Annotated in this window: 20 protein-coding genes, 1 tRNA gene and 1 pseudogene; 7 read left to right on the top strand and 15 right to left on the bottom strand. The window is 71.3% G+C overall.

The features are described 5' to 3' along the window. Window positions 1-908: 908 nt before the first annotated feature. Entirely contained in the window at window positions 909-1,646 is a 738-nt protein-coding gene (locus tag SRB5_RS33905; RefSeq protein WP_153457401.1) for a response regulator transcription factor, read from the top strand. A gap of 4 nt (window positions 1,647-1,650) precedes the next feature. Here SRB5_RS33905 and SRB5_RS33900 read toward each other — a convergent pair whose 3' ends face one another. Both SRB5_RS33900 and SRB5_RS33895 read right to left on the bottom strand, forming a co-directional pair. After that, complete coding sequence (locus SRB5_RS33900) at window positions 1,651-3,441, bottom strand: outer membrane protein assembly factor BamB family protein (protein ID WP_153457399.1); 1,791 nt, start codon at window positions 3,439-3,441, stop codon at window positions 1,651-1,653. A 121-nt stretch (window positions 3,442-3,562) separates the two neighbouring features. Then, window positions 3,563-5,371, bottom strand: a complete 1,809-nt coding sequence (locus SRB5_RS33895) for an ABC-F family ATP-binding cassette domain-containing protein (protein ID WP_153457397.1) — start codon at window positions 5,369-5,371, stop codon at window positions 3,563-3,565. Window positions 5,372-5,499: 128 nt separating this feature from the next. Here SRB5_RS33895 and SRB5_RS33890 point away from each other — a divergent pair, with 128 nt between their 5' ends. Next, on the top strand, window positions 5,500-5,916 hold the full coding sequence (locus SRB5_RS33890; protein WP_153457395.1) for a hypothetical protein: 417 nt from the start codon (window positions 5,500-5,502) through the stop codon (window positions 5,914-5,916). On the opposite strand, the gene SRB5_RS33885 is transcribed toward SRB5_RS33890, so the two are convergent. Both SRB5_RS33885 and ppc read right to left on the bottom strand, forming a co-directional pair. Beyond that, a complete protein-coding gene (locus SRB5_RS33885; protein WP_323378944.1) occupies window positions 5,913-6,809 on the bottom strand; it encodes a 4-(cytidine 5'-diphospho)-2-C-methyl-D-erythritol kinase in 897 nt (298 codons plus the stop codon). The two genes, SRB5_RS33890 and SRB5_RS33885, sit on opposite strands and share 4 nt — an antisense overlap. A 104-nt stretch (window positions 6,810-6,913) precedes the next feature. Continuing rightward, window positions 6,914-9,622, bottom strand: a complete 2,709-nt coding sequence (ppc, locus tag SRB5_RS33880; protein ID WP_153457404.1) for a phosphoenolpyruvate carboxylase — start codon at window positions 9,620-9,622, stop codon at window positions 6,914-6,916. Window positions 9,623-9,998: 376 nt separating this feature from the next. Between ppc and SRB5_RS33875 the strand changes: the two genes are divergently transcribed. Both SRB5_RS33875 and SRB5_RS33870 read left to right on the top strand, forming a co-directional pair. After that, window positions 9,999-10,979 (top strand): acyl-CoA desaturase, encoded by a 981-nt coding sequence (locus tag SRB5_RS33875; RefSeq protein ID WP_153457393.1) that lies wholly within the window; start codon window positions 9,999-10,001, stop codon window positions 10,977-10,979. A 125-nt stretch (window positions 10,980-11,104) separates the two neighbouring features. Beyond that, window positions 11,105-11,707 carry a TetR family transcriptional regulator gene (locus tag SRB5_RS33870; protein ID WP_228390652.1) on the top strand — a complete coding sequence of 201 codons (603 nt, stop codon included), beginning with the start codon at window positions 11,105-11,107 and terminating at the stop codon, window positions 11,705-11,707. A 187-nt stretch (window positions 11,708-11,894) separates the two neighbouring features. Here the strand turns inward: SRB5_RS33870 and SRB5_RS33865 are convergent, their stop codons facing one another. Then, window positions 11,895-12,698 (bottom strand): trans-aconitate 2-methyltransferase, encoded by an 804-nt coding sequence (locus SRB5_RS33865; protein WP_153457389.1) that lies wholly within the window; start codon window positions 12,696-12,698, stop codon window positions 11,895-11,897. A gap of 88 nt (window positions 12,699-12,786) precedes the next feature. On the opposite strand from SRB5_RS33865, the gene SRB5_RS33860 reads away from it, so the two are divergent. After that, window positions 12,787-13,284: a MarR family winged helix-turn-helix transcriptional regulator gene (locus SRB5_RS33860; protein ID WP_153457387.1), complete on the top strand. Its 498-nt coding sequence runs from the start codon at window positions 12,787-12,789 to the stop codon at window positions 13,282-13,284. 70 nt (window positions 13,285-13,354) lie between these two features. Here SRB5_RS33860 and SRB5_RS33855 read toward each other — a convergent pair whose 3' ends face one another. From SRB5_RS33855 to SRB5_RS33810, 10 genes are all read right to left on the bottom strand, one after another. Then, window positions 13,355-14,011, bottom strand: coding sequence for an LPXTG cell wall anchor domain-containing protein (locus tag SRB5_RS33855; RefSeq protein WP_323378943.1), 657 nt, complete (start codon window positions 14,009-14,011; stop codon window positions 13,355-13,357). A gap of 183 nt (window positions 14,012-14,194) precedes the next feature. Next, on the bottom strand, window positions 14,195-14,785 hold the full coding sequence (gene pth, locus SRB5_RS33850; protein ID WP_153457383.1) for an aminoacyl-tRNA hydrolase: 591 nt from the start codon (window positions 14,783-14,785) through the stop codon (window positions 14,195-14,197). A gap of 156 nt (window positions 14,786-14,941) precedes the next feature. Then, window positions 14,942-15,556, bottom strand: coding sequence for a 50S ribosomal protein L25/general stress protein Ctc (locus SRB5_RS33845; RefSeq protein WP_153457381.1), 615 nt, complete (start codon window positions 15,554-15,556; stop codon window positions 14,942-14,944). 221 nt (window positions 15,557-15,777) lie between these two features. Continuing rightward, window positions 15,778-16,755, bottom strand: coding sequence for a ribose-phosphate diphosphokinase (locus SRB5_RS33840; RefSeq protein ID WP_323378942.1), 978 nt, complete (start codon window positions 16,753-16,755; stop codon window positions 15,778-15,780). A 110-nt stretch (window positions 16,756-16,865) separates the two neighbouring features. After that, on the bottom strand, window positions 16,866-18,314 hold the full coding sequence (gene glmU, locus SRB5_RS33835; protein ID WP_323378941.1) for a bifunctional UDP-N-acetylglucosamine diphosphorylase/glucosamine-1-phosphate N-acetyltransferase GlmU: 1,449 nt from the start codon (window positions 18,312-18,314) through the stop codon (window positions 16,866-16,868). Between the two features lie 114 nt (window positions 18,315-18,428). Beyond that, window positions 18,429-18,500: transfer RNA gene (locus SRB5_RS33830), tRNA-Gln, on the bottom strand. Window positions 18,501-18,680: 180 nt separating this feature from the next. Beyond that, window positions 18,681-21,263: an ABC transporter permease gene (locus SRB5_RS33825; protein ID WP_153457378.1), complete on the bottom strand. Its 2,583-nt coding sequence runs from the start codon at window positions 21,261-21,263 to the stop codon at window positions 18,681-18,683. 4 nt (window positions 21,264-21,267) lie between these two features. Beyond that, the gene (locus SRB5_RS33820; RefSeq protein ID WP_323378940.1) at window positions 21,268-22,038 is read right to left on the bottom strand and encodes an ABC transporter ATP-binding protein; all 771 of its coding nucleotides are present in this window, start codon (window positions 22,036-22,038) and stop codon (window positions 21,268-21,270) included. A gap of 314 nt (window positions 22,039-22,352) precedes the next feature. Further along, window positions 22,353-22,847: an SUKH-3 domain-containing protein gene (locus SRB5_RS33815; RefSeq protein WP_323378939.1), complete on the bottom strand. Its 495-nt coding sequence runs from the start codon at window positions 22,845-22,847 to the stop codon at window positions 22,353-22,355. Window positions 22,848-22,869: 22 nt separating this feature from the next. After that, window positions 22,870-23,385, bottom strand: coding sequence for a YwqJ-related putative deaminase (locus SRB5_RS33810; RefSeq protein ID WP_153457375.1), 516 nt, complete (start codon window positions 23,383-23,385; stop codon window positions 22,870-22,872). A gap of 230 nt (window positions 23,386-23,615) precedes the next feature. Here SRB5_RS33810 and SRB5_RS33805 point away from each other — a divergent pair, with 230 nt between their 5' ends. Together SRB5_RS33805 and SRB5_RS33800 are read left to right on the top strand one after the other, a co-directional pair. After that, window positions 23,616-24,608, top strand: a complete 993-nt coding sequence (locus SRB5_RS33805) for an SMI1/KNR4 family protein (RefSeq protein ID WP_153457372.1) — start codon at window positions 23,616-23,618, stop codon at window positions 24,606-24,608. A 7-nt stretch (window positions 24,609-24,615) separates the two neighbouring features. Next, window positions 24,616-25,616 (top strand): annotated as a pseudogene (locus SRB5_RS33800) (SUKH-4 family immunity protein); the annotation flags it as partial.

Below are 25,616 nucleotides of genomic sequence, written 5' to 3'. Positions count from 1 at the left end.
CGCCTCGCAGCGGGGGAAGCCGCTGGCGCGGCTTCGGGTGCGGAGTGAGGGTCGGCGCTGCGCGCCTTGGGGGAAGCTCGGCGCTGCGCGCCTCGTGATGCGGAGTGAGGGAAGCCGCTGGCGCGGCTTCCGGGTGGGTGCGCTGCGCGCCTCCGGGGTGTGGAGTGAGGCGTCGGCGCTTCGCGCCGCCGGGCGGGCGACTGCGGGGGGAATCGTTCGAGGGCCTGTGCTCCGGGGGAGTTCCCCACGGTTGGCGGGCTATGGGTGGTGGTGACCGGGGACAATCCGGTGGCCGCCGACGAAAGTAAGGGGACGTTCGACACGCCTGCGCGCGTACGGGAAACGCGCCCGAATGGACCACGACGCGGCAGTACGCGCGTAGGTGTGTCGGGCGGCCCCGACCCACGACGTAACTGCGGCGCACCCCGGCAGACCAGACACCGACCCGGAGGCCAAGACACCCACCCCCAGCCCGGCCGGCGTTTGAGGCCTCCGGCCGAAGGCCGGATGCGCGTCAGCCGACGCAAACGGCAGCCGAAGACCGACCCACACCGCCGCACACCGCCGCGCGACGGAGGCCGACGCAAACGGCAGCCGAAGACCGACCCACACCGCCGCACACCGCCGCGCGACGGAGGCGACGGAGCCCCCAAAACGACACCCCCCGTAGCCACCGCGAAGCGATCCGTGGCCAAGTTTTCCCCAATAGCCTTCCCAAGCAGCCGTACGGCCCTACTCTGAAGAGGCACAGCACCGGTGGGGGCCGGTGCTGATCAGGGGGCGAGACAGTGACGCGCGACGCCCGCCGCGAAGGCGACGGCGGCGGCCGTAGCCGGACCGGGGGCACCCGGGAGGCGGGCGTCGCGCTTCACCGATACCGCGCTCCGCCGGACTGGGGGTGGACCTCCATGGCTCGAATCCGCGTACTCGTGGTGGACGATCACCGCATCTTCGCCGAATCCCTGGCCGCCGCGCTCGCCGCCGAGCCGGACGTCGACGTGATGGCCGTGGGCAGCGGCCACGCCGCGCTGCGCCTGCTGGACCGCGCGGTGTCGGAGGGCCGGCGTTTCGACGTACTGCTGGCGGACACCGAGGCGCAGGACGCCGCGCCGGGCCGGGCGGACCCGCCGGTCGCGGTGAACGGCTCGGACGGCTCCCTGGTCTCGAGGGCCCGTTCCGGCCACCCCGCGACGCGCGTGGTGGTCCTCGCCGAGCGGGACGACCCCCGCCGGGCGGCGGCAGCGCTGCAGGCGGGCGCCAGCGGCTGGGTGGCGAAGGACTGCTCCCTGCAGCGCCTGCTGGCGGTGATCCGCGGCGTCCTGCGCGACGAGACGCACCTGCCGCCCGCGCTGCTCACCGGCGTGCTGCGGGAGCTGACCGCGGCACGAAAGCACCGCACGGAGAGCGAGCAGCTCGTCGAATCGCTCACCCCCCGCGAGCGGGAGGTGCTGCGCTGCATGGTCGCGGGCCTGGGCCGCAAGGCGGTGGCGGAGCGGCTCTATCTCTCGCCGCACACGGTCCGCACCCATATGCAGAACGTCCTGGGCAAACTGGGCGTGCACTCCACCCTGGCAGCGGTCGCGCTGGCCCGCCGGGCCGGGGTCGGCCCGGCGGACCTGGGTGAGCCCGCGACGCTCACCTCGTAGACCGTCAGTTGCCGTACGCGGCCATCAGATACTTGTTGTGCTCGCCGCCCGAGTCCGACGCCAGATTCAGCCCGAAGTACAGCCGCCCGTAGGCGAAGAGCACCGAGTCCCGGTCCGGGCTCAGCCGCGAGTCGACGTCGGACTGTGAGCCGGGCAGCTGCAGCCACGGCTCCTGCGCGCCGGTCGCCGGGTCGATGGCGACGATCCGCCCGCCCCGCTCGTACGTCGGCTCCATGTATGCGATCAGCTTGGAGCCGGCCATCCTCAGCGGCACCATCGTCCGGTCCTTGCCGGCGTCGAACTTCTGCACCGACTTGCCGGTCGCCAGGTCGAACGCGACGATCTCGTTCGTCTGGCCGCTGTCGGACGCCGGGTCCGAGTGCTGCTCGGACGCCAGGTACACGTTCTTCTCGTCGACCGCGACCGTACGGCACGGCTCGACCTCGGTGGTCTCGCAGTTCGGGTCGTACTGGGCGCTGTCGCTGGAGATCGACGACGTACCGAGCGAGATCCGCGAGCGCAGCTTGCCCTGGTCGTCGAGGGCCAGCAGATCGCTCGTGCCGGAGCGGTCGCCGAGGGTCAGGCCCACGACCACCGGGTCGGTGGAGAGCAGCTGCGCGTACTCCGTGCCCTCCGGGAGGCGGTAGCTCCATACGGAGTTCTTGGTCGCCAGGTCGATCTTCTCGACCTTCAGCTGCGGATCGGAGTAGTCACCGCAGCGCACGACGGCGAGGAGGTCCTTGCCGCCGCCGAAGCCGTCCTCGGCGCAGTCCGCGCCCGATTCGGTCTGCCACAGCGGCTCCCCGCCGGTCAGCTTCCATACGATCGCGCCGCTGGTGCCGCCCGCGGCGACGGCGCCGCCGCCGACGGTGACCTCGTCCAGCCGCAGCGGCTGGTCGCCGTCCATGCCGGCGTCCTGCCAGAGCTTCTTGCCGCTGTCGGCGTCGACGACGACGACCTGGTTGCACGACGGGTGGTCGTCCTCGTTCTTGGGCTTGGCCTCCGCCGTGAGCAGCGCGAACCTGCCGTCCTCCGACAGATGCTGCGAGGCGCCGCAGATCTCGCCGTCGAGCTCGAGGCGCCACTTCTCGGCGCCGGTGGCGCTGTCGTAGCCGGCGACGGCGTTCACGTCGCCCTTGACGACGGTCTTCTCCGTGACCCACAGGCCGTCGACGCCGAGGACGCTCGTGTCGATCTTCGGGTACGCCGCGCTGAAGAGCAGCTTGCCGGCGAGCTTGCCGGGCTTGGCGTCGGCGCCGGTCGTCTGCGTGCCGTCACCGCCCTTGTCGCCGCCGTCCTTGTCGCCCCCGCCGCCGGTGGCGGTCGTGGAGCTGTCGTCCTTCGTCAGATACCAGGCCGTGGCGCCGGAGCCGGCGACGAACAGCACGGCCAGGACGACGGCGATGACGATCGTCCGCTGGGCCGACTTCGGCCGGCGCGGGGCGGGGGCGCCGCCGCCCGGGTACACCGCCATGGGCGCGGTGGTCTGCGGGGGCTGCTGGTAGCCGGCGTAGGGGTTCGGGTCCGGCTGCTGGTACGGGTTCGGCTGGCCGTACGCGGGAGTCGGCGTCGGCTGCCCGTACGAGACGGTCGGCGGCGGCTCGGGCTGCCCGTACGAGACCGTCGGCGGCTCGGGCTGCCCGGGCGCCGGGGCCCCCGACGCGGGGTAGCCGTAGCCGGGCGTCGTCGGCGCCGGGCCCGGATAGCCGTATCCGGGGGCGCCGGGCGGCTGGTCGGACGGCGGGCCGAACCCACCGCCCGACGGCGGCTGATGCGGCGGCTGCGGCTCGGACACGGGTTCCCCCCGGGGATGGCCAAGAAAGGTCGGTCCTACGTTTCTACCACCCCGCGCCGACGGTTCACCGAGCCGTACCCAAGCGGTGACATCCCCGCGTCCTGGCCGGGACCGCCCCGGGTCAGGCGTCCTCGGCGAGCTCCAGCCAGCGGGTCTCCAACTCCTCGCGCTGTCCGGCGAGTTCCCGCAGCCGGGCGTCGAGCTCCCCGATCCGGGTGAAGTCGGTGGCGTGTTCGGCCATCTCGTCGTGGAGTTTCTTCTCCTGGTCGGACAGCTTGTCCAGCTGCCGTTCGATGCGCTGGAGCTCCTTCTTCGCGGCCCGCTGGTCGACGGCGGAGCGCTGGGCGGCGGCCGGGGCCGCCGCCGCGGCGGGCGCGGCCGGGCGGGCGCGGTCGCGCAGGGCGGCGCGGCGCTCCAGGTACTCGTCGATGCCGCGCGGCAGCATCCGCAGGGTGGCGTCGCCGAGGAGGGCGAAGACACGGTCGGTGGTGCGTTCGACGAAGAACCGGTCGTGGCTGATGACGATCATCGAGCCGGGCCAGCCGTCGAGGAGGTCCTCGAGCTGGGTGAGGGTCTCGATGTCGAGGTCGTTGGTGGGCTCGTCGAGGAAGAGGACGTTCGGCTCGTCCATCAGCAGCCGCAGGATCTGCAGCCGGCGCCGCTCGCCGCCGGAGAGGTCGCCGACGGGCGTCCACTGCTTCTCCTTGGTGAAGCCGAACTGCTCGCACAGCTGGCCGGCGGTCATCTCGCGGCCCTTGCCGAGGTCGACGCGCTCGCGTACCTGCTGGACGGCCTCCAGGACGCGCCAGGCCGGGTCGAGCTCGGCGACCTCCTGGGAGAGGTACGCGAGCTTCACCGTCTTACCGACCTTCACGGTCCCGGCGGCGGGCTGGACGTCGCCGTCGCTGGCGGCCGCTTCGGCCAGCGCACGCAGGAGGGACGTCTTGCCGGCGCCGTTCACGCCGACCAGGCCGATGCGGTCGCCGGGGCCGAGCTGCCAGGTCAGATGCTTGAGGAGGGTCTTGTCGCCGGCTTGGACGGTGACGTCCTCGAGCTCGAAGACGGTCTTGCCGAGGCGGGAGTTCGCGAACTTCATCAGCTCCGCGGTGTCGCGGGGCGGCGGGACGTCCGCGATGAGCTCGTTGGCGGCCTCGACGCGGAAGCGGGGCTTGCTCGTACGGGCCGGGGCGCCGCGGCGGAGCCAGGCGAGCTCCTTGCGGATCAGGTTCTGCCGCTTGGCCTCCTCCGTGGCGGCGATGCGCTCGCGCTCGGCGCGGGCGAAGACGTAGTCGGAGTAGCCGCCCTCGTACTCGTACACCGAGCCGCGCTGCACGTCCCACATCCGGGTGCAGACCTGGTCCAGGAACCAGCGGTCGTGGGTGACGACGACGAGCGCGGAGCGGCGCTCGCGCAGATGGCCGGCCAGCCAGGAGATGCCCTCGACGTCGAGGTGGTTCGTCGGCTCGTCGAGGACGATCAGGTCCTGCTCGGCGATCAGCAGCTTCGCCAGCGCGATCCGGCGCCGCTCGCCGCCGGACAGCGGCCCGATGACGGTGTCCAGCCCCTGGGGGAAGCCGGGCATCTCCAGCCCGCCGAAGAGCCCCGTCAGCACGTCGCGGATCTTGGCGTTGCCGGCCCACTCGTGATCGGCGAGATCCCCCACGACCTCGTGCCGCACGGTGGCCCCCGGGTCGAGCGAATCGTGCTGCGTCAGCACCCCCGCCCGCAGCCCCCCGGCATGCGTCACGCGCCCGGTGTCGGCCTCCTCCAGCTTCGCGAGCATCCGGACCAGGGTGGTCTTCCCGTCCCCGTTCCGCCCGACGACCCCGATCCGGTCGCCCTCGTTGACCCCGAGGGACACACCGTCCAGCAGCGCCCGGGTCCCGTAGACCTTGCTCACTGCCTCGACATTGACCAGATTGACGGCCATTTCACTCCTGCTCGGGCGGGTGGATCAGCGTCCCAGGGTAGTCGGCCTCCGGGGGGACGTACTCAGGCGATCAATGAGTATGAGTACGGATACTCAGCCGCCCCCGCGCAGCGCCAGCATGTCTGCACATGACCGACACCACTTCCGTCACCGAAGCCTCCGCGGCTCCTGCTGCCCCAGGGACCTCGGACGGGAACGGGGGCGACGGCGGCGCGGACGACGACTCGAGGGTTCGGGTCGTCGCCGCGCTGCTCGTCTTAGGCCTGGTCGCCGCCGGGCTGCTCACGTTCTTTTTCGCACCGTTCTTCGTCATGGCCAGCGACGAATGCCCCACCGCCACCGAGGCCGGGATCTGCGACACGGACACCCAGGAGCTCGTCGCCGTGCTGCCGATGGTCGGCGCCCCGCTGGTCGTGGTGGCCGGCATCTTCGCCACCTATCCCGCCGGGCACGGGCGGCCCCGGCAGCAGTATCCGCTGCTCGGGGTGGGGCTCCTCGTCGTGATCTGGATCGTGAACGCGGCGCTCGCCCAGGTGCCGGGCTAACCCAGGATCGTCGCCCCGGGCGCCGGGGACGTCGCCACGCGGGCCGTACGGCAGGTGCCCGAGGTGCGCAGGGCCTCGGCGACCGTACGGGCCGACGCCGCGTCCTTCGCCAGGAATGCCGTCGTCGGCCCCGACCCCGAGACCAGGGACGCCAGCGCCCCCGCCGCCTCCCCGGCGCGCAGGGTGTCCGCCAGGGACGGGCGCAGGGAGAGCGCCGCGGGCTGGAGGTCGTTCGTCAGGCTCGGCGCCAGGGAAGCCGCGTCCCCCTCGCGCAGCGCCGCCAGCAGCGCCGGGGACGCCTGCGGGGCGGGGGCAGCGGGCGTGAGGCGGTCGAACTCCGCGTACACCGCCGGCGTGGACAGGCCGCCGTCGGCCGTCGCGAACACCCAGTGGAACACCCCGCCCACCTCCAGCGACGTCAGCTGCTCCCCCCGCCCGACCCCCAGCGCCGCCCCGCCGACCAGGCTGAACGGCACATCGGACCCCAGCTCCGCACAGATCCCGAGCAGCTCGTCGGGCGCCGCCCCGACCCCCCACAGCGCGTCACACGCCACCAGAGCCGCCGCCCCGTCCGCCGACCCGCCCGCCATCCCCCCGGCGACGGGAATGTCCTTGGCGATGTGCAGATGCACCCCCGGCGGGATCCCGTGCCGCTCGGCGAGCGCGACGGCCGCCCGCGCAGCCAGATTCGTCCCGTCCAACGGGACCAGCGCCGCGTCCGGCCCCGACACCGTGATCCGCAGCGAGTCCGCGGGCGTCGCCGTGACCTCGTCGTACAGGCCCACCGCCAGGAACACGTTCGCCAGGTCGTGGAACCCGTCGGCCCGGGCGGCGCCCACCGCCAGCTGCACGTTGACCTTGGCGGGGACACGGACGGTGACTGACTCGGTCACGGCGCACAGACTCCTCGTACAAAGCGAATACAAAACGACGTACAAAACGAAACGGGCGCCCCATTGTCCCGCAAGGACCAGGGGCGCCCGCCACAGGAGCGGGGTCAGCCGGTGTTGCGCATCCCCGCCGCCACACCGTTCACGGTCAGCAGCAGCGCCCGCCCCAGCACCGGGTCCACCGCCTCCCCGGCCGCGGCGGCCTGCCGCTGCCGGTGCAGCAGCGTGACCTGCAGATACGAGATCGGGTCCAGATACGCGTCCCGGATCCGGAACGTCTGCTTGAGCACCGGCGAGGCGTCCAGCAGATCGTCCTCCCCGGTGATCCGCAGCACCTCGGCGACCGTCAGCGCGTACTCCTCCTCGATGACGGCGAACACCGGCCGCAGATTCTCCGGCACCAGCGTCTCCACGTAATGCCGGGCGATCCGCAGATCCGTCTTCGCGAGGGTCATCTCGACGTTCGACAGGAAGTTGCGGAAGAAGTGCCACTGCTCGTACGACTCGTCCAGCACCGGCGACAGCCCCGCCTCCCGGGCCGCCCGCAGCCCCGAGCCGACGCCGAACCACCCCGGCACGATCTGCCGCGACTGCGTCCACCCGAACACCCACGGAATGGCCCGCAGCCCGTCCAGCCCCGCCCCCGAGTCCGGCCGGCGCGACGGCCGCGACCCCAGGTGCAGGTCGGCGAGCTGGTCCACCGGCGTCGAGGCGAAGAAGTACGCCGGCAGATCCGGGTCCTCCACCAGCCGCCGGTACGCCTCGTGCGCCGCGTCGGACACCACGTCCATCGCCGCGTCCCACCGCGCCAGGGCCTCCACCGACTGCCGGGGCGCCGTGTGCAGCGCCGAGGCCTGCAGCGTGGCGGCGACGGTCAGCTCCAGGTTCTCCCGGGCCAGCGACGGCACCAGGTACTTGTCGGAGATCACCTCACCCTGCTCGGTGACCTTGATCTCGCCCTCGAGGGTGCCCCACGGCTGCGCCAGGATCGCGTCGTGCGTCGGCCCGCCGCCGCGCCCGACCGTGCCGCCGCGGCCGTGGAACAGCCGCAGCCGCACCCCGTGCCGGTGCGCCACGTCACGCAGCCGGCGCTGGGCGCGGTGGATCTCCCACTGCGAGGTGGTGATGCCGCCGAACTTCGACGAGTCGGAGTACCCGAGCATGACCTCCTGCAGATCCCCGCGCAGCGCGACCAGCCGCCGGTACGAGGGGTCCGACAGCATCGCGTCCAGCAGCTCGTCGGCGATCTTCAGCTCGTCGGTGGTCTCCAGCAGCGGCACGATCCCGATCCGCGCCCACCCGGCGTGCAGATCGATCAGCCCCGCCTCGCGCGCCAGCACGGCCGCCGCGAACACGTCGTCGGCGCCCTGGCACATGGAGATGATGTACGACTCGATGACCTCGGGCCCGAAGGTGTCCAGCGCCTCGCGCACCGTCTTGAACACCCCGAGCGTCTTCGCCCCGGCGGCGTCCAGCGGCGCCGGCGTGGGCGCCAGCGGCCGGCGCGAACGCAGCTCCTTCGCCAGCAGCCCCTGCCGGTACTCGCGCGGCATGTCCACGTACCGCCAGGACTCCTCGCCCAGCCGGTCGAAGAGCTGCCCCAGCGCGTGGTGGTGGGCGTCGGCGTGCTCCCGTACGTCCATCGTCGCCAGCTGCAGACCGAACGCGCCGATGGTGCGGATGATCCGCTCCAGTCGCCCGTCGGCGATCAGCGCGCCCCGGTGCTCGCGCAGCGACGTCTGGATCAGCCGCAGATCCTCGATCAGCTCGCCCGTGCCCAGATAGTCCCGCCCGGGCACATGCCCCGTGCCGTCCGCCAGCCGCGCCCGGGTGTTCAGCAGCTTCTGCCGTACGCACGTCGCCTTCAGCCGGTACGGCTCCTCGGCGTTCAGCCGCTTGTAACGCGGGCTGATCTCCGCCAGCAGCTCCAGGTCCCACTGCAGGGACTCCAGCAGCTCCTCCGTCGCCCCGCAGTTGCGGATGGAGTTCGACAGCGCGCCGCGCAGCTCGTCCACGTGCAGCAGCGCCTCGGAGATGCCGTGCTCGTGCTGCAGGATCAGCACGTCCCACGTCACCTGGGGCGTGACGTTCGGGTTGCCGTCGCGGTCGCCGCCGATCCAGGTGCCGAACGTCAGCGCCCGCGTCTCCGCCGGCAGCTCCACCCCGGCCCGCGCCAGCTCGGCCGCCAGGTCCTCCAGCACGTCGCCGACCGCGCCGCGGCTCAGCTCGTCCAGGTAGTAGATCGCGTTACGGGCCTCGTCGGCCGGCTCCGGGCGTACCACCCGCAGCTCGTCCGTCTGCCAGATCAGGTCGACGTTCTCCGCCAGCCGCCGGTCCGCGCGCCGCCGCTCGGTGGAGTCCGTACGGTCCAGCAGCTCCGCGATCTCCCGCAGCTTCGTCAGCACCGACCGGCGCGCGGCCTCCGTCGGATGCGCCGTGAACACCGGCCGCACCCCCAGATGCGCCGCCGTCGCCGCCAGATGCGCCGGGTCGGCGTCCTTCAGCATGTCGGCGGTACGCGTCAGCACCCCGCCCTCCGCCGCGCGCCGCACCCGCAGATCGCGGCCGCGGTGCACCTGCTCGGTGACGTTCGCCAGATGGAAGTACGTGGAGAAGGCCCGTACGAGCTTGGCCGCCGTATCCAGATCGGTGCCCGACAGCAGCTCGGCCGCCGCCACCCCGTCACTGCGGGTCAGCGCGCGCACCCGCTCGACGAGGTCGAGCAGCTCGGGGCCCTCCTGACGGACCAGGGTCTCGCCCAGGAGATCACCCAGCCGGCGGATGTCGGCCCGCAGGGCCGCGGAGGTCTCGGACATCTCGGATGACTCGGCGGCGACGGGATCGGTCTCGCGGGAATCTGCTGAGGTCACGGCGGCTCCTTGTGGGGGCGTTCGGGCAGGGTGTCCCCGAGCCGGTCGGACGCCGGACGGGAACGCACCGGACCGCGCTGTCCGACCGGAACAGGATAGGCAAGTCCATTCCGTGACACGTCGGCGTGTCACCCATCGGACACGGCCGTGCCCGCAGGCCGGGCGCATGGCCGCCGCCGTCCGCGGGCACCCTCCCGGGGTGACGGCGGCTCGCCCTCTGGAGCGCGCGGAATCCTCATGCCATACTTACGCCGCCGTAGGTTACGGTTCCGTAGCCTTGCGATCTCCGGAAACCCTCACCCCAGCCGACCCAGGGAAGCCCATGCCGACTACCTCAGACGTGATCGACGAGTCTCCAGGAGCCGACGCCGCCGCGACCCCCTCGGCCACGCTCGGTGGTGAGAACAAGCGGTCGCTGGAGCAGATCACGCTCCTCGCCTTCATCATCGTCCCGTTCGTCGCCCTCGTCGCCGCCGTGCCCCTCGCCTGGGGCTGGGGGGTGAGCTGGCTGGACCTCGGGCTCATGGTCTTCATGTACTTCCTGGGCCTGCACGGCGTGACGATCGGCTTCCACCGCTACTTCACCCACGGCTCCTTCAAGGCCAAGCGCCCGCTGCGGATCGTGCTGGCGATCATGGGCTCGATGGCCGTCGAGGGCCCGCTGGTGCGCTGGGTCGCCGACCACCGCAAGCACCACAAGTTCTCCGACGCCGAGGGCGACCCGCACTCACCGTGGAAGTACGGCGAGACCGTCCCGGCGCTGATGAAGGGCCTGTGGTGGGCGCACATCGGCTGGATGTTCGACGAGGAGCAGACGCCGCAGCAGAAGTACGCGCCCGACCTGATCAAGGACCCGGCGATCCGGGCGATCTCCCGCCAGTTCGTCGTGTGGACGATCGTCTCCCTGGCCCTCCCCGCCGTCGTCGGCGGTCTGGTCACCCTCTCCTGGCAGGGCGCGCTGTCCGCGTTCTTCTGGGCGTCCCTCGTCCGGGTAGCGCTGCTGCACCACGTCACCTGGTCGATCAACTCCATCTGCCACGCGGCCGGCAAGCGCCCCTTCAAGTCCCGCGACCGCTCCGGCAACGTGTGGTGGCTGGCGGTCCTCTCCGGCGGCGAGTCCTGGCACAACCTGCACCACGCCGACCAGACCGCCGCCCGCCACGGCGTGCTGCGCGGCCAGGTCGACAGCTCCGCGCGCTTCATCCGCTGGTTCGAGAAGCTCGGCTGGGCGTACGACGTGCGCTGGCCCTCCGAGGAGCGGGTCGCCGCCCGGCGCAAGGAGCCCGCCGCCGACGCGGCATGATGGAGCCCGTGGCCGGCGACAGCACTGCGGCGCCCGAGGGCGCCCCGACGACAGTTCCCCGTAAGACGACCGCCCCGAAGACGACCGCCGCGGGCAAGCCCCCGCGGCGGACCCGTCGCACCCGGATGACGGGGAAGGAGCGGCGGGAGCAGCTGGTGCAGGTCGGCCGGGCGATCTTCGCCGACCGCGGCTTCGAGGGCACCTCGGTGGAGGAGATCGCGGCGAAGGCCGGGGTCTCCAAGCCGGTGGTCTACGAGCACTTCGGCGGCAAGGAGGGCCTGTACGCCGTCGTCGTCGACCGCGAGATGCGCCAGCTCCTCGAGATGGTCACCGGCGCGCTGACCGCCGGACATCCGCGGGAGCTGCTGGAGCAGGCCGCGTTCGCGCTGCTCGACTACATCGAGCAGGACTCCGACGGCTTCCGCATCCTGGTCCGCGACTCGCCCGTCGCCCAGTCCCACGGCTCCTTCGCGTCGCTGATCTCCGACATCGCCACCCAGGTCGAGGACATCCTCGGCCTGGAGTTCAAGACCCGCGGCTTCGACGCCAAACTCGCCCCGCTGTACGCGCAGGCCCTCGTCGGCATGGTCGCCCTCACCGGCCAGTGGTGGCTCGACGCCCGCAAGCCGAAGAAGGCGGAGGTCGCCGCGCATCTGGTGAACCTGGCGTGGAACGGCCTGGACGGCCTGGAACCCAAGCCCCGGCTGATAGGACACCGCAAGTCCTGAGTCAGACCGCCAGGAACTCCAACCGGTTGCCCACCGGGTCCTCGCTGTGGCTGCATTTTCCGGGGGATGACCCCCGGACCCCCAGCCGGACAAGCAGGTCGGTTGGGGTCGTCGGCGTAACATCGCGAGGCGAACCCGACCCGGCGGGAGCCGCCAGCTGTACGTGGTCGAGTCCGACGATCACCCGTCAGCCTTCCGTCCTGCGCGCCACCACGAAGATCCGCCGGAACGGGAACACCGTCCCGTACGCCTCCCGCGGATACGCCTCCCGCAGCAGCTCCCGGTACTCGTCCACGAACGTGTCCGCCTCCCGCCCCAGCGCGTCCAGCACCGGCCGCAGCCCCGTCCCGCTCACCCAGTCCAGCACCGGATCCTCCCCCCGCAGCAGATGCGTGTACGTCGTCTCCCACGCGTCCACCTCGCAGCCGAGCCCCACCAGCTCCGCCAGATACCCGGCCGGGGACAGCACCGGATCCTCCCGCAGCACCCCGTCCAGCCGCTCCCGCCAGCGCGGCGACGCGCACACCCGGCGCATCAGGGCGTGGCTGGGGGAGTCGAAGTTGCCGGGCACCTGGAACGCGAACACCCCGCCCGGAGCCAGCGCCGCCACCCAGGCGGGGAAGCGGGCGGTGTGACCGGGCACCCACTGGAGCACCGCGTTGGACACCAGCAGGTCCAGCGGGCCGTCCGGCGTCCAGGCCGCGGCGTCGGCGTACGCGAAGTCCAGGCTCCCGCCGCCCGCCGTCGGACCCGCGTACTCCGCGGCCGCCGCCAGCATCGCCGGGGAGCTGTCCAGCCCCGTGATCCGGGCGCTCGGCCACCGCTCGGCCAGGACGGCCGTCACATTGCCCGCCCCGCAGCCCAGATCGACGATCCGGGGCGCGGGGGAGGGGAGCGGCCCGACCCGGGCCAGCAGATCGTGGAAGGGGCGGGCCCGGTGGTCCCCGTGGCGCAGATACCGGTCGACGTCCCAGCTCGGTGAAGTCGTCATGGGTCCAGGCTGCCCGCCGTAATATCTCGATGTCAAGAGAGTTGATGTCAAGAGACTTCATGTCGACAGATCTACTACACTGATCCGTATGGAGGACGAGGTCGACCGTCTGGTCGCAGCATGGCGCCGCGAGCGCCCCGACCTCGACGTGGAACCGCTCGAGGTGCTCAGCCGCGTCAGCCGCCTGGCCAGGCACCTGGACCGCGCACGTCGGCTCGCGTTCGCCGAGGTCGGCCTCGAGCCCTGGGAGTTCGACGTCCTGACCTCCCTGCGCCGCACGGGCGAGCCGTACCAGCTCTCCCCCGGCCAGCTCCTCACCCAGACGCTCGTCACGTCCGGGACCATGACGAACCGTATCGACCGGCTCGCCAAGAAGGGCTTCGTCGAACGCCTCCCGGACCCCACCGACCGCCGCGGCGTCCTCGTCCGTCTCACCCCCGACGGCCGCGACCGCGCCGACCGCGCCCTGGCCGCCCTCCTCGACCAGGAGCGCTCCATCCTCGGCGACCTCACCGCCCCCCAGCGCGCCGAACTTGCCGCCCTGCTCCGGAACCTCACGGCCCCGTTCGACAACCTCCCCGGCTGACCGCCCCGTACATACGACAGCGGCGCCGCCCCCCTCGGGGGACGACGCCGCCGGCCGTACTGCGAGAACGTCAGCTCTGGTTGGCGCTGCGGCGGCGCATCACCAGATACGCGCCCGCACCGACGAGCGCCAGACCCGCGGCCGAGGTGATGCCGACGGTGGCACCGGTCTCCGCCAGGCTGTCGCCGCCACCCTTGGCGTCGGGGGCGTTGGACGCGTCGTCCACGTCGGACCCGCCGGTGCCGTGGTCCTCGGTGCCGGGGGCCTCGGTCGGCTTGTCGTTCCCGTTGTCGTCGCCCGGGTTGTCGTTCCCCGGGTTGTCCTGTGACGGCGGGGTGTTGATGTCGTCGTCGCAGTCGACCCAGAACATCTTGTGCTTCCCGGCACCGTGCTCGCCGTCGAAGTTCCACACCAGACGGTAGTGACCGTCCGGCAGGTTGATGTCCGTCGTCCGCTCGTGGCCCGTACCGTCCAGTGTCAGCGAGCCCGTCTTGACGACCTCGCCCTTCTTCGTGGCGGTCGGCGCCCAGCCCAGGATCTGCCAGTCGACCTGCTGGGCACCGTCGAACTGGAAGCCCGTGATGTAGAACGTGCAGACCTTCGGCTCGTTCTCGTGCTCCTTGTCCGACGTCTTCGAGTCGTGAATCTTCACGTTGCCGTTGTCGCCGTTGGTCGCGAGAGCAGCCGGCGCGGCGAACATGAGCGAGGCCGCTGCGGCCGCGGCCACAGCGCCTATGGAAGTAAGGGTGCGCATGGGCAAACCAACTTCAGTAGTGGCAGGGGTATGCGGGGGGTGCCTCAGCTTCATGCCGGGGATAGCGCACGGTCAAGACCAGTGTGGGTGGATTGCCCGGTTGTAGGATCCGCGTCCGGAAAGTGCTCTGTCACAGTTCCATGACAGGCCGCATGATCAGGAGTTGTACGTATTCTGCGCCCGCTCGAGACCATCGATGACCAGCGCTTCCACCGCGTCCGCCGCCCGGTCCACGAAGTAGTCGAGCTCCTTGCGCTCGGCCGACGAGAAATCCTTCAGCACGAAGTCGGCCACCTCCATCCGCCCCGGCGGCCGCCCGATCCCGAACCGCACCCGCAGATACTCCCGCCCCAGCGTCTTCGACAGCGACTTCAGCCCGTTGTGCCCGTTGTCCCCGCCGCCCAGCTTCAGCCGCAGCGTCCCGTAATCGATGTCCAGCTCGTCATGCACCACCACGACCTGCCCGAGCGGCACCTTGTAGAACCCGCTCAGCGCCGCCACCGGCCCACCGGACAGATTCATGTACGACATCGGCTTCGCCAGCACCACCCGCCGGCTCGACACCCCCGGCACCCCCAGCCGGCCCTCCAGCACCTGCGCCTGCGCCTTCTGCGCCCGCTTGAACGAACCGCCCATCCGCCCGGCGAGCAGATCGGCCACCATGAAACCGACGTTGTGCCGGTTGGCCGCGTACCCCGGACCCGGATTGCCCAGCCCCACGATCAGCCAGGGTGCGTCGCTCGACATGGTCCTACTCTCCTCGTACCGCACGGCGGAACACACTGCTGACGAACGGGCCGCCCCGGCACCGCGGCAAAGCGGCACCGGAACGGCCCGGACTGCGTTTCCCGGGGGACCACCCCCGGATCCCCGGCCGGACAAGCGGATCGGCCGGGCGGGGGATTACTCCGCGGCGGCCTCGGCGGCGGGAGCCTCGGCGGCGCCCTCCTCACCCTCGGCGGCCTCCTCCGGCTCCTCGGCCTGCGCGGCGACGACCTGCAGCACCACGGCGTCGTCCTCGACCGCGAGGGTCGTACCGGCCGGCAGCTCGACGTCCTTCGCCAGGATCGCCGCACCCGCCTCCAGGCCCTCCACCGACACGGTGAAGCTCACGGGGATGTGCGTGGCCTCGGCCTCGACCGGCAGCGCGTTCAGCACGTGCTCCAGCACGCCGCCGCCCGGCGCCAGCTCACCCTCGGCGTGCACCGGCACCTCGACGGAGACCTTCTCGCCGCGCTTCACGACCAGCAGGTCGATGTGCTCCAGGAAGCCCTTGATCGGGTCACGCTGGATCGCCTTGGGGATCACCAGCTCCGACTTGCCGTCGACGTCCAGGCTGATCAGCACGTTCGGGGTACGGACCGCCATCAGCAGCTCGTGGCCCGGCAGGTTCACGTGACGCGGGTCCTGCCCGTGCCCGTAGACGACACCCGGCACCAGGTTGGCGCGGCGGGCCCGGCGGGCGGCGCCCTTGCCGAACTCCGTACGGGACTGTGCGGCGATCTTGACCTCGGCCATGATTACGCTCCTCGTATCTCGACGATCTGTGGGGCGTCACCCGGCCCACGACAGACCTGCTACGAAGAGCGCGTCGATAACGGACCCGCCTCACCGTATGACGGTGCGGCTTCCCTCGCCGAGCAACCCTTCGAGTCTACCCGGGGCATACGCGACCGCAAAAACGATCACCCGCGCCCCCTCGATTACGGGGCGCGGGTGATCGTACGAAGCCGCAGGCGTCAGTGCGCTTCCTCAAAGATGCTCGTCACCGAACCGTCCTCGAAGACCTCCCGCACCGCACGCGCGATCGTCGGCGCCATCGACAGCACCGTGATCTTGTCCAGATCCAGCTCACCCGGCGTCGGCAGCGTGTTCGTGAACACGAACTCGCTCACCTTGGAGTTCTTCAGCCGGTCCGCCGCCGGACCCGACAGCACACCGTGCGTCGCCGTCACGATCACATCCTCCGCACCGTTCGCGAACAGCGCGTCCGCCGCGGCGCAGATCGTGCCACCCGTGTCGATCATGTCGTCCACCAGCACACACACCCGGCCGCGCACATCACCGACCACCTCGTGCACCGTCACCTGATTCGCCACATCCGGGTCACGCCGCTTGTGCACGATCGCCAGCGGCGCGCCCAGCCGGTCACACCAGCGGTCCGCGACACGGACCCGGCCGGCGTCGGGGGAGACCACCGTCAGCTTGTCCCGGTCGACCTTCTCGCCCACATAGTCCGCCAGGATCGGCAGCGCGAAGAGGTGGTCCACGGGACCGTCGAAGAAGCCCTGGATCTGGTCCGTGTGCAGATCCACCGTCAGAATCCGGTCCGCACCCGCCGTACGCAGCAGATCCGCGATCAGACGCGCCGAGATCGGCTCACGGCCGCGATGCTTCTTGTCCTGCCGCGCGTAACCGTAGAACGGCACGATCACCGTGATGCTCCGCGCACTGGCCCGCTTCAGCGCGTCGATCATGATCAATTGCTCCATGATCCACTTATTGATCGGAGCAGTGTGGCTCTGCATCAGGAAACAGTCCGCACCACGCGCCGACTCCTGGAAACGGACGTAGATCTCACCGTTCGCGAAGTCGAACGCCTTCGTCGGGACGATCCCCACACCCAGCTCCTTCGCCACCTCTTCGGCGAGTACGGGGTGGGCGCGGCCGGAGAAGAGCATCAACTTCTTCTCACCCGTCGTCTTGAACCCGGTCACAGCGCGATCTCCTCAAGGTGCCCGCAGACCGCGTCGAGGCGGCCGGCCGATGGGTGTGTCCTTAACACGGTACGCCCCACCGGACCCCCGCACTTCCCGGTCTTCCCCGGTCAGGCGCCCTCTTCCCGCTCCCCGGCCGCATCCTGCGCCGCCTTCGCCGCCGCCGTCCCCGGACGCTTACGGGCCACCCAACCCTCGATATTCCGCTGCTGACCGCGTGCGACGGCCAGCGCGCCCGCCGGCACATCCCGCGTGATCACCGAACCCGCCGCGGTGTACGCGCCGTCCCCGACCGTGACAGGAGCCACAAACATATTGTCGCTACCCGTCCGGCAATGGCTCCCCACCGTCGTGTGGTGCTTCTCCACCCCGTCGTAATTCACGAACACCGACGCAGCTCCGATGTTCGAGTACTCACCGATCGTCGCGTCCCCCACATACGACAGATGCGGCACCTTCGTACCCTCACCGATCCGCGCGTTCTTCGTCTCCACATACGTGCCGATCTTGCCCTTCGCGCCGAGATCCGTCCCCGGCCGGAGATAGGCGTACGGCCCGACGCTCGCCCCCTCGCCGACCACCGCACCGTCGGCCACCGTATTGATCACCCGGGCATCCGCACCCACCCGCGTATCCGTCAGCGTGCACCCCGGACCCACCTCCGCACCCTCGCCCAGATGCGTCACGCCCAGCAGCTGCGTCCCCGGATGCACCAGTGCGTCCGGCTCATACGTCACCGTCACGTCGAACCACGTCGACCCCGGATCCACCACCGTCACCCCGGCCAGCATCGCCCGCTCCAGCAGCCGCGCGTTCAGCAGCGCACGCGCCTCCGCCAACTGCACCCGGTTGTTGATCCCCAGGATCTCCCGGTGATCCGCCGCCACCGACGCACCCACCCGGTGGCCGGCGCCGCGCAGGATGCCCAGCACGTCCGTCAGATACTCCTCGCCCTGACTGTTGTCCGTACGGACCTGCGTCAGAGCCTCCGCCAGCAGCTTCCCGTCGAACGCGAACACCCCGGAGTTGATCTCCGTGATCGCCCGCTGCGTCTCGTCGGCGTCCTTGTGCTCCACGATCGCCGTCACCGAGCCGTCACCGCCCGCCCGCACGATCCGCCCGTACCCCGTCGCGTCCGGCACGTTCGCCGTGAGCACCGTCACGGCGTTCCCGTCCGCCGCATGCGTCGCGCTCAGCGCCTTCAGGGTCTCCCCGGTCAGCAGCGGCGTATCCCCGCACACCACGACCACGGTCCCGTCCAGCGCACCCCCCAGCTCCTCCAGCCCCATCCGCACCGCGTGCCCGGTCCCGTTCTGCTCGGCCTGCACCGCGGTCCGCACCCCCGGCGCCACCTCGCCCAGATGCGCGACGACCTGCTCCCGCCCGTGCCCCACCACAACGACCAGTTGCCCGGGCTCCAGCTCCCGCGCCGCGGCGACCACATGCCCGACAAGACTCCGCCCACAGATGCCGTGCAGCACCTTCGGCGTCCGGGACTTCATGCGGGTACCCTCACCCGCTGCGAGTACGACGACGGCTGCGGGGCGATTGACGCTCACGATGGGCCCTTCGGCGGTGGGGTGGGGAACGCCTTGCAGGATACCGAGGGGGTTGCGGGGGAAAACGCAGCCGGGGTTCGACGTGGACGTCGAACCCCGGGCAATTCGTAACAGCTCCCCCGTCTGGACTCGAACCAGAAATAACCGAGTCAAAGTCGGTTGTGTTGCCGATTACACCACGGGGGATAGTAAAGCCGACTAAACGGACATCAGGCTATCCGTGGCGTCGACGGCTTCTACTATGCCGTACCACCAGCCCTCCATGCGACGGTAAAGGCCGCTCCGTCCTTCGCCCTTCGGCCGTACGAGGGCCCGGCCGCCCTCCGAGGAAGGTGACCGGGCCCGGGGTGGGGTTCGCGCGGTGGGTCAGTCCGTCGCGATGGCGTTGAGGATGTTCATGCGGCCCGCTCGCCAGGCCGGGACCAGGGCGGCCAGGAGGCCTACCAGGGCCGAGCCGATGAAGACGATGGCGATGGTGGGCCAGGGGATGTCCAGGACCTTCAGGCCCTCCAGGGCCAGGAGCTGCTGGGTGGAGGTGCCCCAGGCCATGCCGAGGCCGAGGCCGAGGAGGGCGCCGAAGAGGGCGATCACCACGGATTCGAGGCGGATCATGCGGCGCATCTGGCGGCGGCTCATGCCGATGGCCCGGGTGAGGCCGATCTCGCGGGTGCGTTCGACTACGGACAGGGCCAGGGTGTTCACGACGCCCAGGATGGCGACGATGATCGCGAGGGCCAGGAGGCCGTTGACGATGTTGAGCAGGATGCCGATCTGGTCCTTGAGGGACTGCTTGAAGTCGGTCTGGTCGTAGACCTTGTACTGGGGGAAGGGCTTGAGGTCCTTCTTCAGTGCGGCGTAGGCCTGGTCGGCCTTTCCGTCGGCGGCCTTGCCGAACATGATGACGTTGCGCGGCATCTTGTCGGCCGTCACGTACTTGGCGGCGGTGGTGATGGCCATGTACTTGGCGCCGTTGTCGATGGTGACGTCGGCGTTGGTGACGGCGCGGATGGTGAGGGTGGCGGTGCTGCCGTCGGTGAAGTCGGCCTTGACCTTGTCGCCGACGCCGACGCCGTACTTCTCGGCGATGTCCTCGTTGACGGACATGGCGTCGGGTGCGTAGGCGTCCTTGAGGTCGCCGGCCACGACGGCGACCCGGAGGTCGTCGGCGTAGGTGGGGGTGGCGGCGGTGACGTTGGTCTCCTTCTCGACCTTGCCGCCCGGGTAGGTGAGGGTGGCTTCGAGTGCCTTGTACTCGGTGACGTGCTCGAGGACGGGGGATTTCTTGATGGCTTCGGCGGCCTCGGGGAGGATCGCCTGGCCGCCCATGTCGGACTGGATGATGAAGTCGGCGCCGACGGACTTGTCGAGTTCCTCGGTCGCGGAGGCGACCATGGAGGAGCCGACGATGGACATCGAGGCGACCAGCGCGAGCCCGATCATGAGGGCGGAGGCGGTGGCGCCGGTGCGGCGCGGGTTGCGCAGCGCGTTGCGTTCGGCCATGCGGCCGACGGGGCCGAAGATCCGCAGTACGCCGGCGCTGATGACCTTGACGACGAAGCTCGCGAGGAGCGGGCCGATGACGATGAAGCCGACGAGGGTGAGGACGATTCCCAGGGCCATGTAGGGCGTGCCGTCGGAGGCCTTCTCGACGCGGCTCATCTGGAACAGGGCGGCGGCGCCGGCGGCGGTGAGGATCAGTCCGAGGACGATCCGGATGACGCCTGCCTTGCCGTCCGTCTGGGTGCCGGAGTCGCGCAGGGCGGCCATGGGGGAGATCTTCCCGGCCCGGCGGGCGGGGATGTACGCGGCGAGGACGGTGACGATGACGCCGAGGACGATGCCCCAGGCCGGGGTGGTCCATTTGACGGTGAGGTCGGCGGTGTCGAGGTGCATGCCGGCTTTGCCCATGAGTTTCATGAGCAGGATCGCGATGCCGATTCCGGCGCCGGCGCCGAGCGCGGAGCCGACGACGCCGAGGATGAGCGCTTCGGTGAGGACGGAGCGGTTGATCTGGCTGCGGCTGGAGCCGATGGCCCGGAGCAGGCCGATCTCGCGGATGCGCTGGCCGACGAGCATGGAGAAGGTGTTGAAGATGAGGAAGATGCCGACGAGGAAGGAGATGCCGGCGAAGCCGAGCATCGCGTTCTTCATGATGCCGAGGAAGCTGCCGACGTCGTCCTTGCCCTCTTCGGTGACCTCGGCCTTCGTCTGGATCTTGTAGTCCTTGCCGAGGTCGGCGATCGCGGCCTTCTTGACCTCTTCGTGGGTGAGGCCGGGGGCGGTGGTCGCCATGATCTGGGTGTAGACGTCGGGCTTGCCGAAGAGCTTGGACTGGGCGGTCGGAGTGTCGAGGTAGACGACGGTGGCGCCCGGGTTGGTGCTCTGGAAGGTGGCGATGCCGACGAGCTTGGTGGTGAAGGTGCCGGGTTCGGCGATGACGTGGATGCCGTCGCCGATCTTCAGGTGGTGCTTCTTGGCGACGTCGGCGTCGATGAGGGCCTCGGTGGGGCCGCGCGGTTCGTGGCCGGATGTGATCTTGACGGACTTGAGTTCTTCGGGGCCCCAGTTGGTGACGATGGTGGGGGCGCCGGTGGTGGAGCCGAGGTTGTCGTTGTCCATGTCGGCGACGGTGGCCTGGACGGTGGTGACGTCGCCGTTGACGGCCTTGACGCCCTTGACGGCGGCGACGCGCTCGAGGTCGGTGCCGGGGAGGGTGGGTGTCTCCTTCTCGGCGAACTGCTGGTCGCCGCCGCTGCCGAGTTCGGCGGGGCTGACGGTGACGTCGGCGGCCGTGGCGGCGAAGAGGCGGTCGAAGGTGGTGGTCATCGTGTCGGAGAAGACGAGGGTGCCGCACACGAAGCCGACGGACAGGACGACGGCGATGGCGGAGAGCGCCATGCGGCCCTTGTGCGCGAAGAAGTTGCGCATGGATGTTCTGAAGACAGTCATGGTGTTACGCCACCCGCCCGCGAGCGTCGAACGACTTCATCCGGTCGAGGACTTGGTCGGCCGTGGGGCTGGTCATCTCGTCGACGATGCGGCCGTCGGCGAGGTAGAGGACGCGGTCGGCGTACGAGGCGGCGACCGGGTCGTGCGTGACCATGACGATGGTCTGGCCGAGTTCGTCGACGGAGCGGCGCAGGAAGCCGAGGATTTCGGCGCCGGCGCGGGAGTCGAGGTTGCCGGTGGGCTCGTCGCCGAAGATGATCTCGGGGCGGGCGGCGAGGGCGCGGGCGACGGCGACGCGCTGCTGCTGGCCGCCGGAGAGCTGGCTGGGGCGGTGCTTGAGGCGGTCGGCGAGGCCGACGGTGGTGACGACGCGGTTCAGCCACTCGGTGTCGGGCTTGCGGCCGGCGATGTCCATCGGGAGCGTGATGTTCTCGATGGCGTTGAGGGTGGGGAGCAGGTTGAAGGCCTGGAAGATGAAGCCGACGCGGTCGCGGCGGAGCTGGGTCAGCTTCTTGTCCTTGAGGCCGGTGATCTCGGTCTCGTCGATGAAGATGCGTCCGTCGGTGACGGTGTCGAGGCCGGCCAGGCAGTGCATGAGGGTCGACTTGCCGGAGCCCGATGGGCCCATGATGGCCGTGAACTGCCCGCGGGCGATGTCCACGTCGACGTTGTCGAGCGCGAGTACCCGCGTCTCCCCCGTGCCGTACGCCTTGGTTACCTGCCGCGCCCGTGCGGCGACGGCCGTGCGGCTCGCGTGCGCTACAGCCGTAGTCACAGTTGGTCTCCTTCGTGTGTGCCGAGTGCGTCCGGCGGAGCCTCGGCGGTGGTTGGTGCGGTGCCTCGTTCTGCTTTGAGTCTGTCGGCCGGAGCCGGCGAAATCCCTGGTGTGAGGTGCCGTATCGGTGGTGGGGCTAACCCCACCGCGGCCGTGGCGTGTACCCCCCTCGACCTGCCTGACCAGGTTAGGAACGGGGGAGGGGGCGGGCCGTCGGCCGCGGGTACGAGCGGCCCCGGGCTTTGGAGCGGGGGCGTCCCTTAGGGGTTGGGGCGGTGCGGGGCGGACCCGTCTCAGGGTCGGCGCGGCACGGGTTACGAGGAGAGGCGGCCGGGGAGGGTGCCGTTGACCAGGGTTTCGAGGGCCTGGTCGAGGTCGGCGCCGAGGAACCAGTCGCCGGTGGGGTCGAGGCTGTAGACGCGGCCCTCGCGGTCGATGGCGAGGAGGGCGCCGGCGGGGCCGGCGGGATGGGCCTGCTCGGCGCCGAGGGGGCAGAGCTCGGTGTCGAGGGCCTGGCCGAGGTCGCCGAGGGTGCGGGCGAGGTGGAGGCCGTGGACGGGGTCGACGGTGAAGGGTGTGGGCGCGATGTGGCGGCCGGGGCCCTCGCCGGTGATGTGCAGTCCGCCGAATTCGGCCCAGGCCTCGATGGCGGCGGGGAAGACGAGGTGGACGTGGCCGCCGGTGGAGAGGTGGGCGCGCAGGGCGTCGGCCCAGGTCTCGGCGCGGGCCATGTCGCGGCGGCCGGGCTGCCAGCCGGCGGTCCGCAGCGCGGTCTCCGTGGCGGGGGTGAACCGGGCCGTCTTGTGCATCGCCGTCCTCATCTGCGGGCCGTCAGTCGCGGGCGGCGGCGGGGTCGACGACGCGGACGCCGAAGTGGGCGAGCAGGGCCGTACAGGAGCGGCAGGGCGGGGCGAACGCGCCGTGGGCCGGGTCGCCGTCCTCGCGGATGTGGCGGGCGGTCAGCTTGGCGTGCTTGAGGGAGCGGCGGGCCTCGCCGGGGGAGAGGGGCTTTCGTGCGGCGCGCTTGCTGCGGGTCCCCTCGTACGCCGTGAGGTGGCGGGAGAGCAGGACCGCCTCGGGGCAGCGGCCGGTGAACCGCTCGCGGTGGGTGACGGTCAGGGTGTCGAGGAAGTCCTGGATCAGGGGGTGCAGCACGGGGGGCTGCTCGGAGCGGGCGGCCGTGCAGGTGAGCGTCCCGCCCTGGACGGACAGGGCGGCGCCGACGGCCGGCAGGATGCCGTCGCGTTTTCGGCGGGGCGCGGGCGGCGCCGAGCGCGCCGCCGCCTCGCTCCACTGGGCGCGCGGGTCGGGCGCGATTTTGGTGGGTGCTGTCTCGAGTCCGTGCATGTGGTCGTACCTCCCCCGTCGTGCATCCTCCAGCTTGCCACACGGCACTGTCACAACTCCGTGGCGCACGGCCCGGGTCCCCTTTCCGGGGGATGTGCGAGTCGCGTACGACGGGGAAAAGGCGGGCAAGGTTCCGGAAATGGCGCAGTTGCGCTGACCTGGGAGGGACCGGCGCCACGGGGACCCAATAGGCTGTCCCCGACGCACGCGACCGGCAGGGGGCACATGCGATGACGACTGGTCGGCGAGGAGCTGCGGTAGGAGCGGCTGCGCCACCGAATTCGGCTTATGCCGGGCAGGTTGTGCATTTCCCTGACCCGGTCCGGGCCGCCCGCTATCCGGGGGGCGTCCGCATGGACGCGGACGGTTACCCGGACCTGTCGCCGTACGCGCGTGCCGCGGCGGAGATCGCGGAGCCGCCGGCCGGTTTCGGTATCGACGAGCTGCGGCTGACGGACTTCGTGTCGGCGAACGCGGCGCTGCTGGCCAAGGGCCACGAGCTGTGGGGTTCGCTGCCGCCGGTGTCGACGCCGCACGGCTGGACGTGGCATCACGTGGCGCGTACGCGGCGGATGGAGCTGGTGCCCGTCGACGTGAAGGTGCTGCTGCGCCATCACGCGGGGCTGGCCACGGCGTCCGTCAACCACGACAAACGGGGCACGCGTCCGCTGCAGGAGACGCGGCCGGTGCACTTCAGGCTGCCCAAGGGCGGTCCGGCGGTGACCGAGGAGCAGGTGCTGGGCATCGAGGAGGACCTCGGGTACCGGCTGCCGGGCGCCTACCGCGCGTTCCTGAAGGCGGCCGGCGGCTGCGCGCCCGTGGGGGCGGCGCTCGATCCGCAGCTGGGGCTGCTCATCGACCAGCCGTTCTTCACGGTGCGCGACGAGGCCGCGATGAACGACCTCGTGTACGCGAACAAGTGCCTGCGTGACCATCTGACCAAGGACTATCTGGGCGTCGCGTTCGTCCAGGGCGGGCTGCTCGCCGTGAAGGTCAAGGGGGAGCGGCGGGGCAGCGTGTGGTTCTGTCCGTACGACGACGTCCGGGACCGCGAGGGGGCGTACGCGTCCGTGGCGGACCGGGTGGCGGCGCTGCTGATGCCGTGCGGCGAGGACTTCGACGCGTTCCTCGAGCGGCTGGCGGGCGGTCCGCCGGAGCTGGAGACCGTGGCCAATCTGATGGTGGACGGCGGATTCGCCCGCGTCGTCCCGGTGGGAGGGTGAACGGGCTGTGGTGACGTTCGCGCAGGCGCAGGAGAGCGGCTCGCAGTGGGTCAACGGCGGGGTGCCCGCGCACGACCAGCGGGAGGTCAAGGTCCGGGAGTTCGACCTGGGCTTCGTCGTCTGGGCCGAGGACCGCGAGGGCGGCGCGCGCGCCGAGGGCGGGCGGCAGCGGATGGTCATCGCCCGGGACTCGGGTGATGTGACGCTGTGGCCCGGGCTCGCGGTCGGCGAGGTGATCCGGCGGTACGAGGAGGAGTACGGCGGGCGCGACGGCGGTGTGCCGGCGGCGCCGAAGCCGGGGGAGCGGATCGATCTGGGGGCGACGTCGTTCCTGCTGACGCCGCCGGAGTGGCTGCAGGAGGCGGCGGATTCGCTGGGGATCGGGGCGCGGGTGGCGCCTTCGGCACCTTCGGCGCCGGGTGGTCCTGCTTCTCCGGGTGCGCCTTCTCCGGCCGTTCCACCGCCGGCTCCTGCCGCTCCGTCGGCACCCTCGGCTCCGTCCGCGCCGTCGATCGGGGGGGCGCAGTGGACCGACGCCAACCGGGGCGGTGAGGGCGGGGCGGTGCCTCCGCCGGCGACGGTGTTCGCGCCGCCGCTGAGCGGGTCGGACTCCGACGACGCGCCGCCGGCTCCGCCTGGCGTACGGCCGGAGGCGCAGACCGCGCGGATGCCGCAGGGGGGTCCGCAGTCGCTGGGGGCTCCGGGGATGCCCGGGGCGCCCGGTGCGCCCGGGATGCCTGGCGCTCCGGGTGCCCCGCAGCCGCCCGGTCCGCCGAGCGCGCCGGGGATGCCCGGCGCCCCGCAGCCGCCCAGCGCGCCCGGGATGCCCGGCGCCCCGCAGCCTCCCGCCGGTGGTCCGGCGCCCGCCGGCGGTCCCGGGCACGGGGCCTCCGACCTCGCCGACGCCGCGACCGCCAAGTCCGGCCCCGTCGGCCCCCGCGCCCCGCGCGACCCCGGCGGCGCCCCGCAGCCGCCGAGCGCCCCCGGCGCCCCTGGCGCCCCCCAGCC

The sequence above is a fragment of the Streptomyces smaragdinus genome (assembly GCF_009604385.1).
Classification (GTDB): domain Bacteria; phylum Actinomycetota; class Actinomycetes; order Streptomycetales; family Streptomycetaceae; genus Streptomyces; species Streptomyces smaragdinus.
This window is presented reverse-complemented; position numbering and strand designations above follow the sequence as displayed.

Bases quoted from the DNA above. Each gene is read 5' to 3' on its own strand.
- SRB5_RS33895 (WP_153457397.1), bottom strand. From the start codon at position 5,371: ATGGCCGTCAATCTGGTCAATGTCGAGGCAGTGAGCAAGGTCTACGGG.
- pth (WP_153457383.1), bottom strand. From the start codon at position 14,785: ATGTCGAGCGACGCACCCTGGCTGATCGTGGGGCTGGGCAATCCGGGT.
- SRB5_RS33905 (WP_153457401.1), top strand. From the start codon at position 909: ATGGCTCGAATCCGCGTACTCGTGGTGGACGATCACCGCATCTTCGCC.
- SRB5_RS33870 (WP_228390652.1), top strand. From the start codon at position 11,105: ATGACGGGGAAGGAGCGGCGGGAGCAGCTGGTGCAGGTCGGCCGGGCG.
- SRB5_RS33860 (WP_153457387.1), top strand. From the start codon at position 12,787: ATGGAGGACGAGGTCGACCGTCTGGTCGCAGCATGGCGCCGCGAGCGC.
- SRB5_RS33805 (WP_153457372.1), top strand. From the start codon at position 23,616: ATGACGACTGGTCGGCGAGGAGCTGCGGTAGGAGCGGCTGCGCCACCG.
- SRB5_RS33825 (WP_153457378.1), bottom strand. From the start codon at position 21,263: ATGACTGTCTTCAGAACATCCATGCGCAACTTCTTCGCGCACAAGGGC.
- SRB5_RS33845 (WP_153457381.1), bottom strand. From the start codon at position 15,556: ATGGCCGAGGTCAAGATCGCCGCACAGTCCCGTACGGAGTTCGGCAAG.
- SRB5_RS33890 (WP_153457395.1), top strand. From the start codon at position 5,500: ATGACCGACACCACTTCCGTCACCGAAGCCTCCGCGGCTCCTGCTGCC.
- SRB5_RS33810 (WP_153457375.1), bottom strand. From the start codon at position 23,385: ATGCACGGACTCGAGACAGCACCCACCAAAATCGCGCCCGACCCGCGC.
- SRB5_RS33815 (WP_323378939.1), bottom strand. From the start codon at position 22,847: ATGCACAAGACGGCCCGGTTCACCCCCGCCACGGAGACCGCGCTGCGG.
- SRB5_RS33875 (WP_153457393.1), top strand. From the start codon at position 9,999: ATGCCGACTACCTCAGACGTGATCGACGAGTCTCCAGGAGCCGACGCC.
- SRB5_RS33865 (WP_153457389.1), bottom strand. From the start codon at position 12,698: ATGACGACTTCACCGAGCTGGGACGTCGACCGGTATCTGCGCCACGGG.
- ppc (WP_153457404.1), bottom strand. From the start codon at position 9,622: ATGTCCGAGACCTCCGCGGCCCTGCGGGCCGACATCCGCCGGCTGGGT.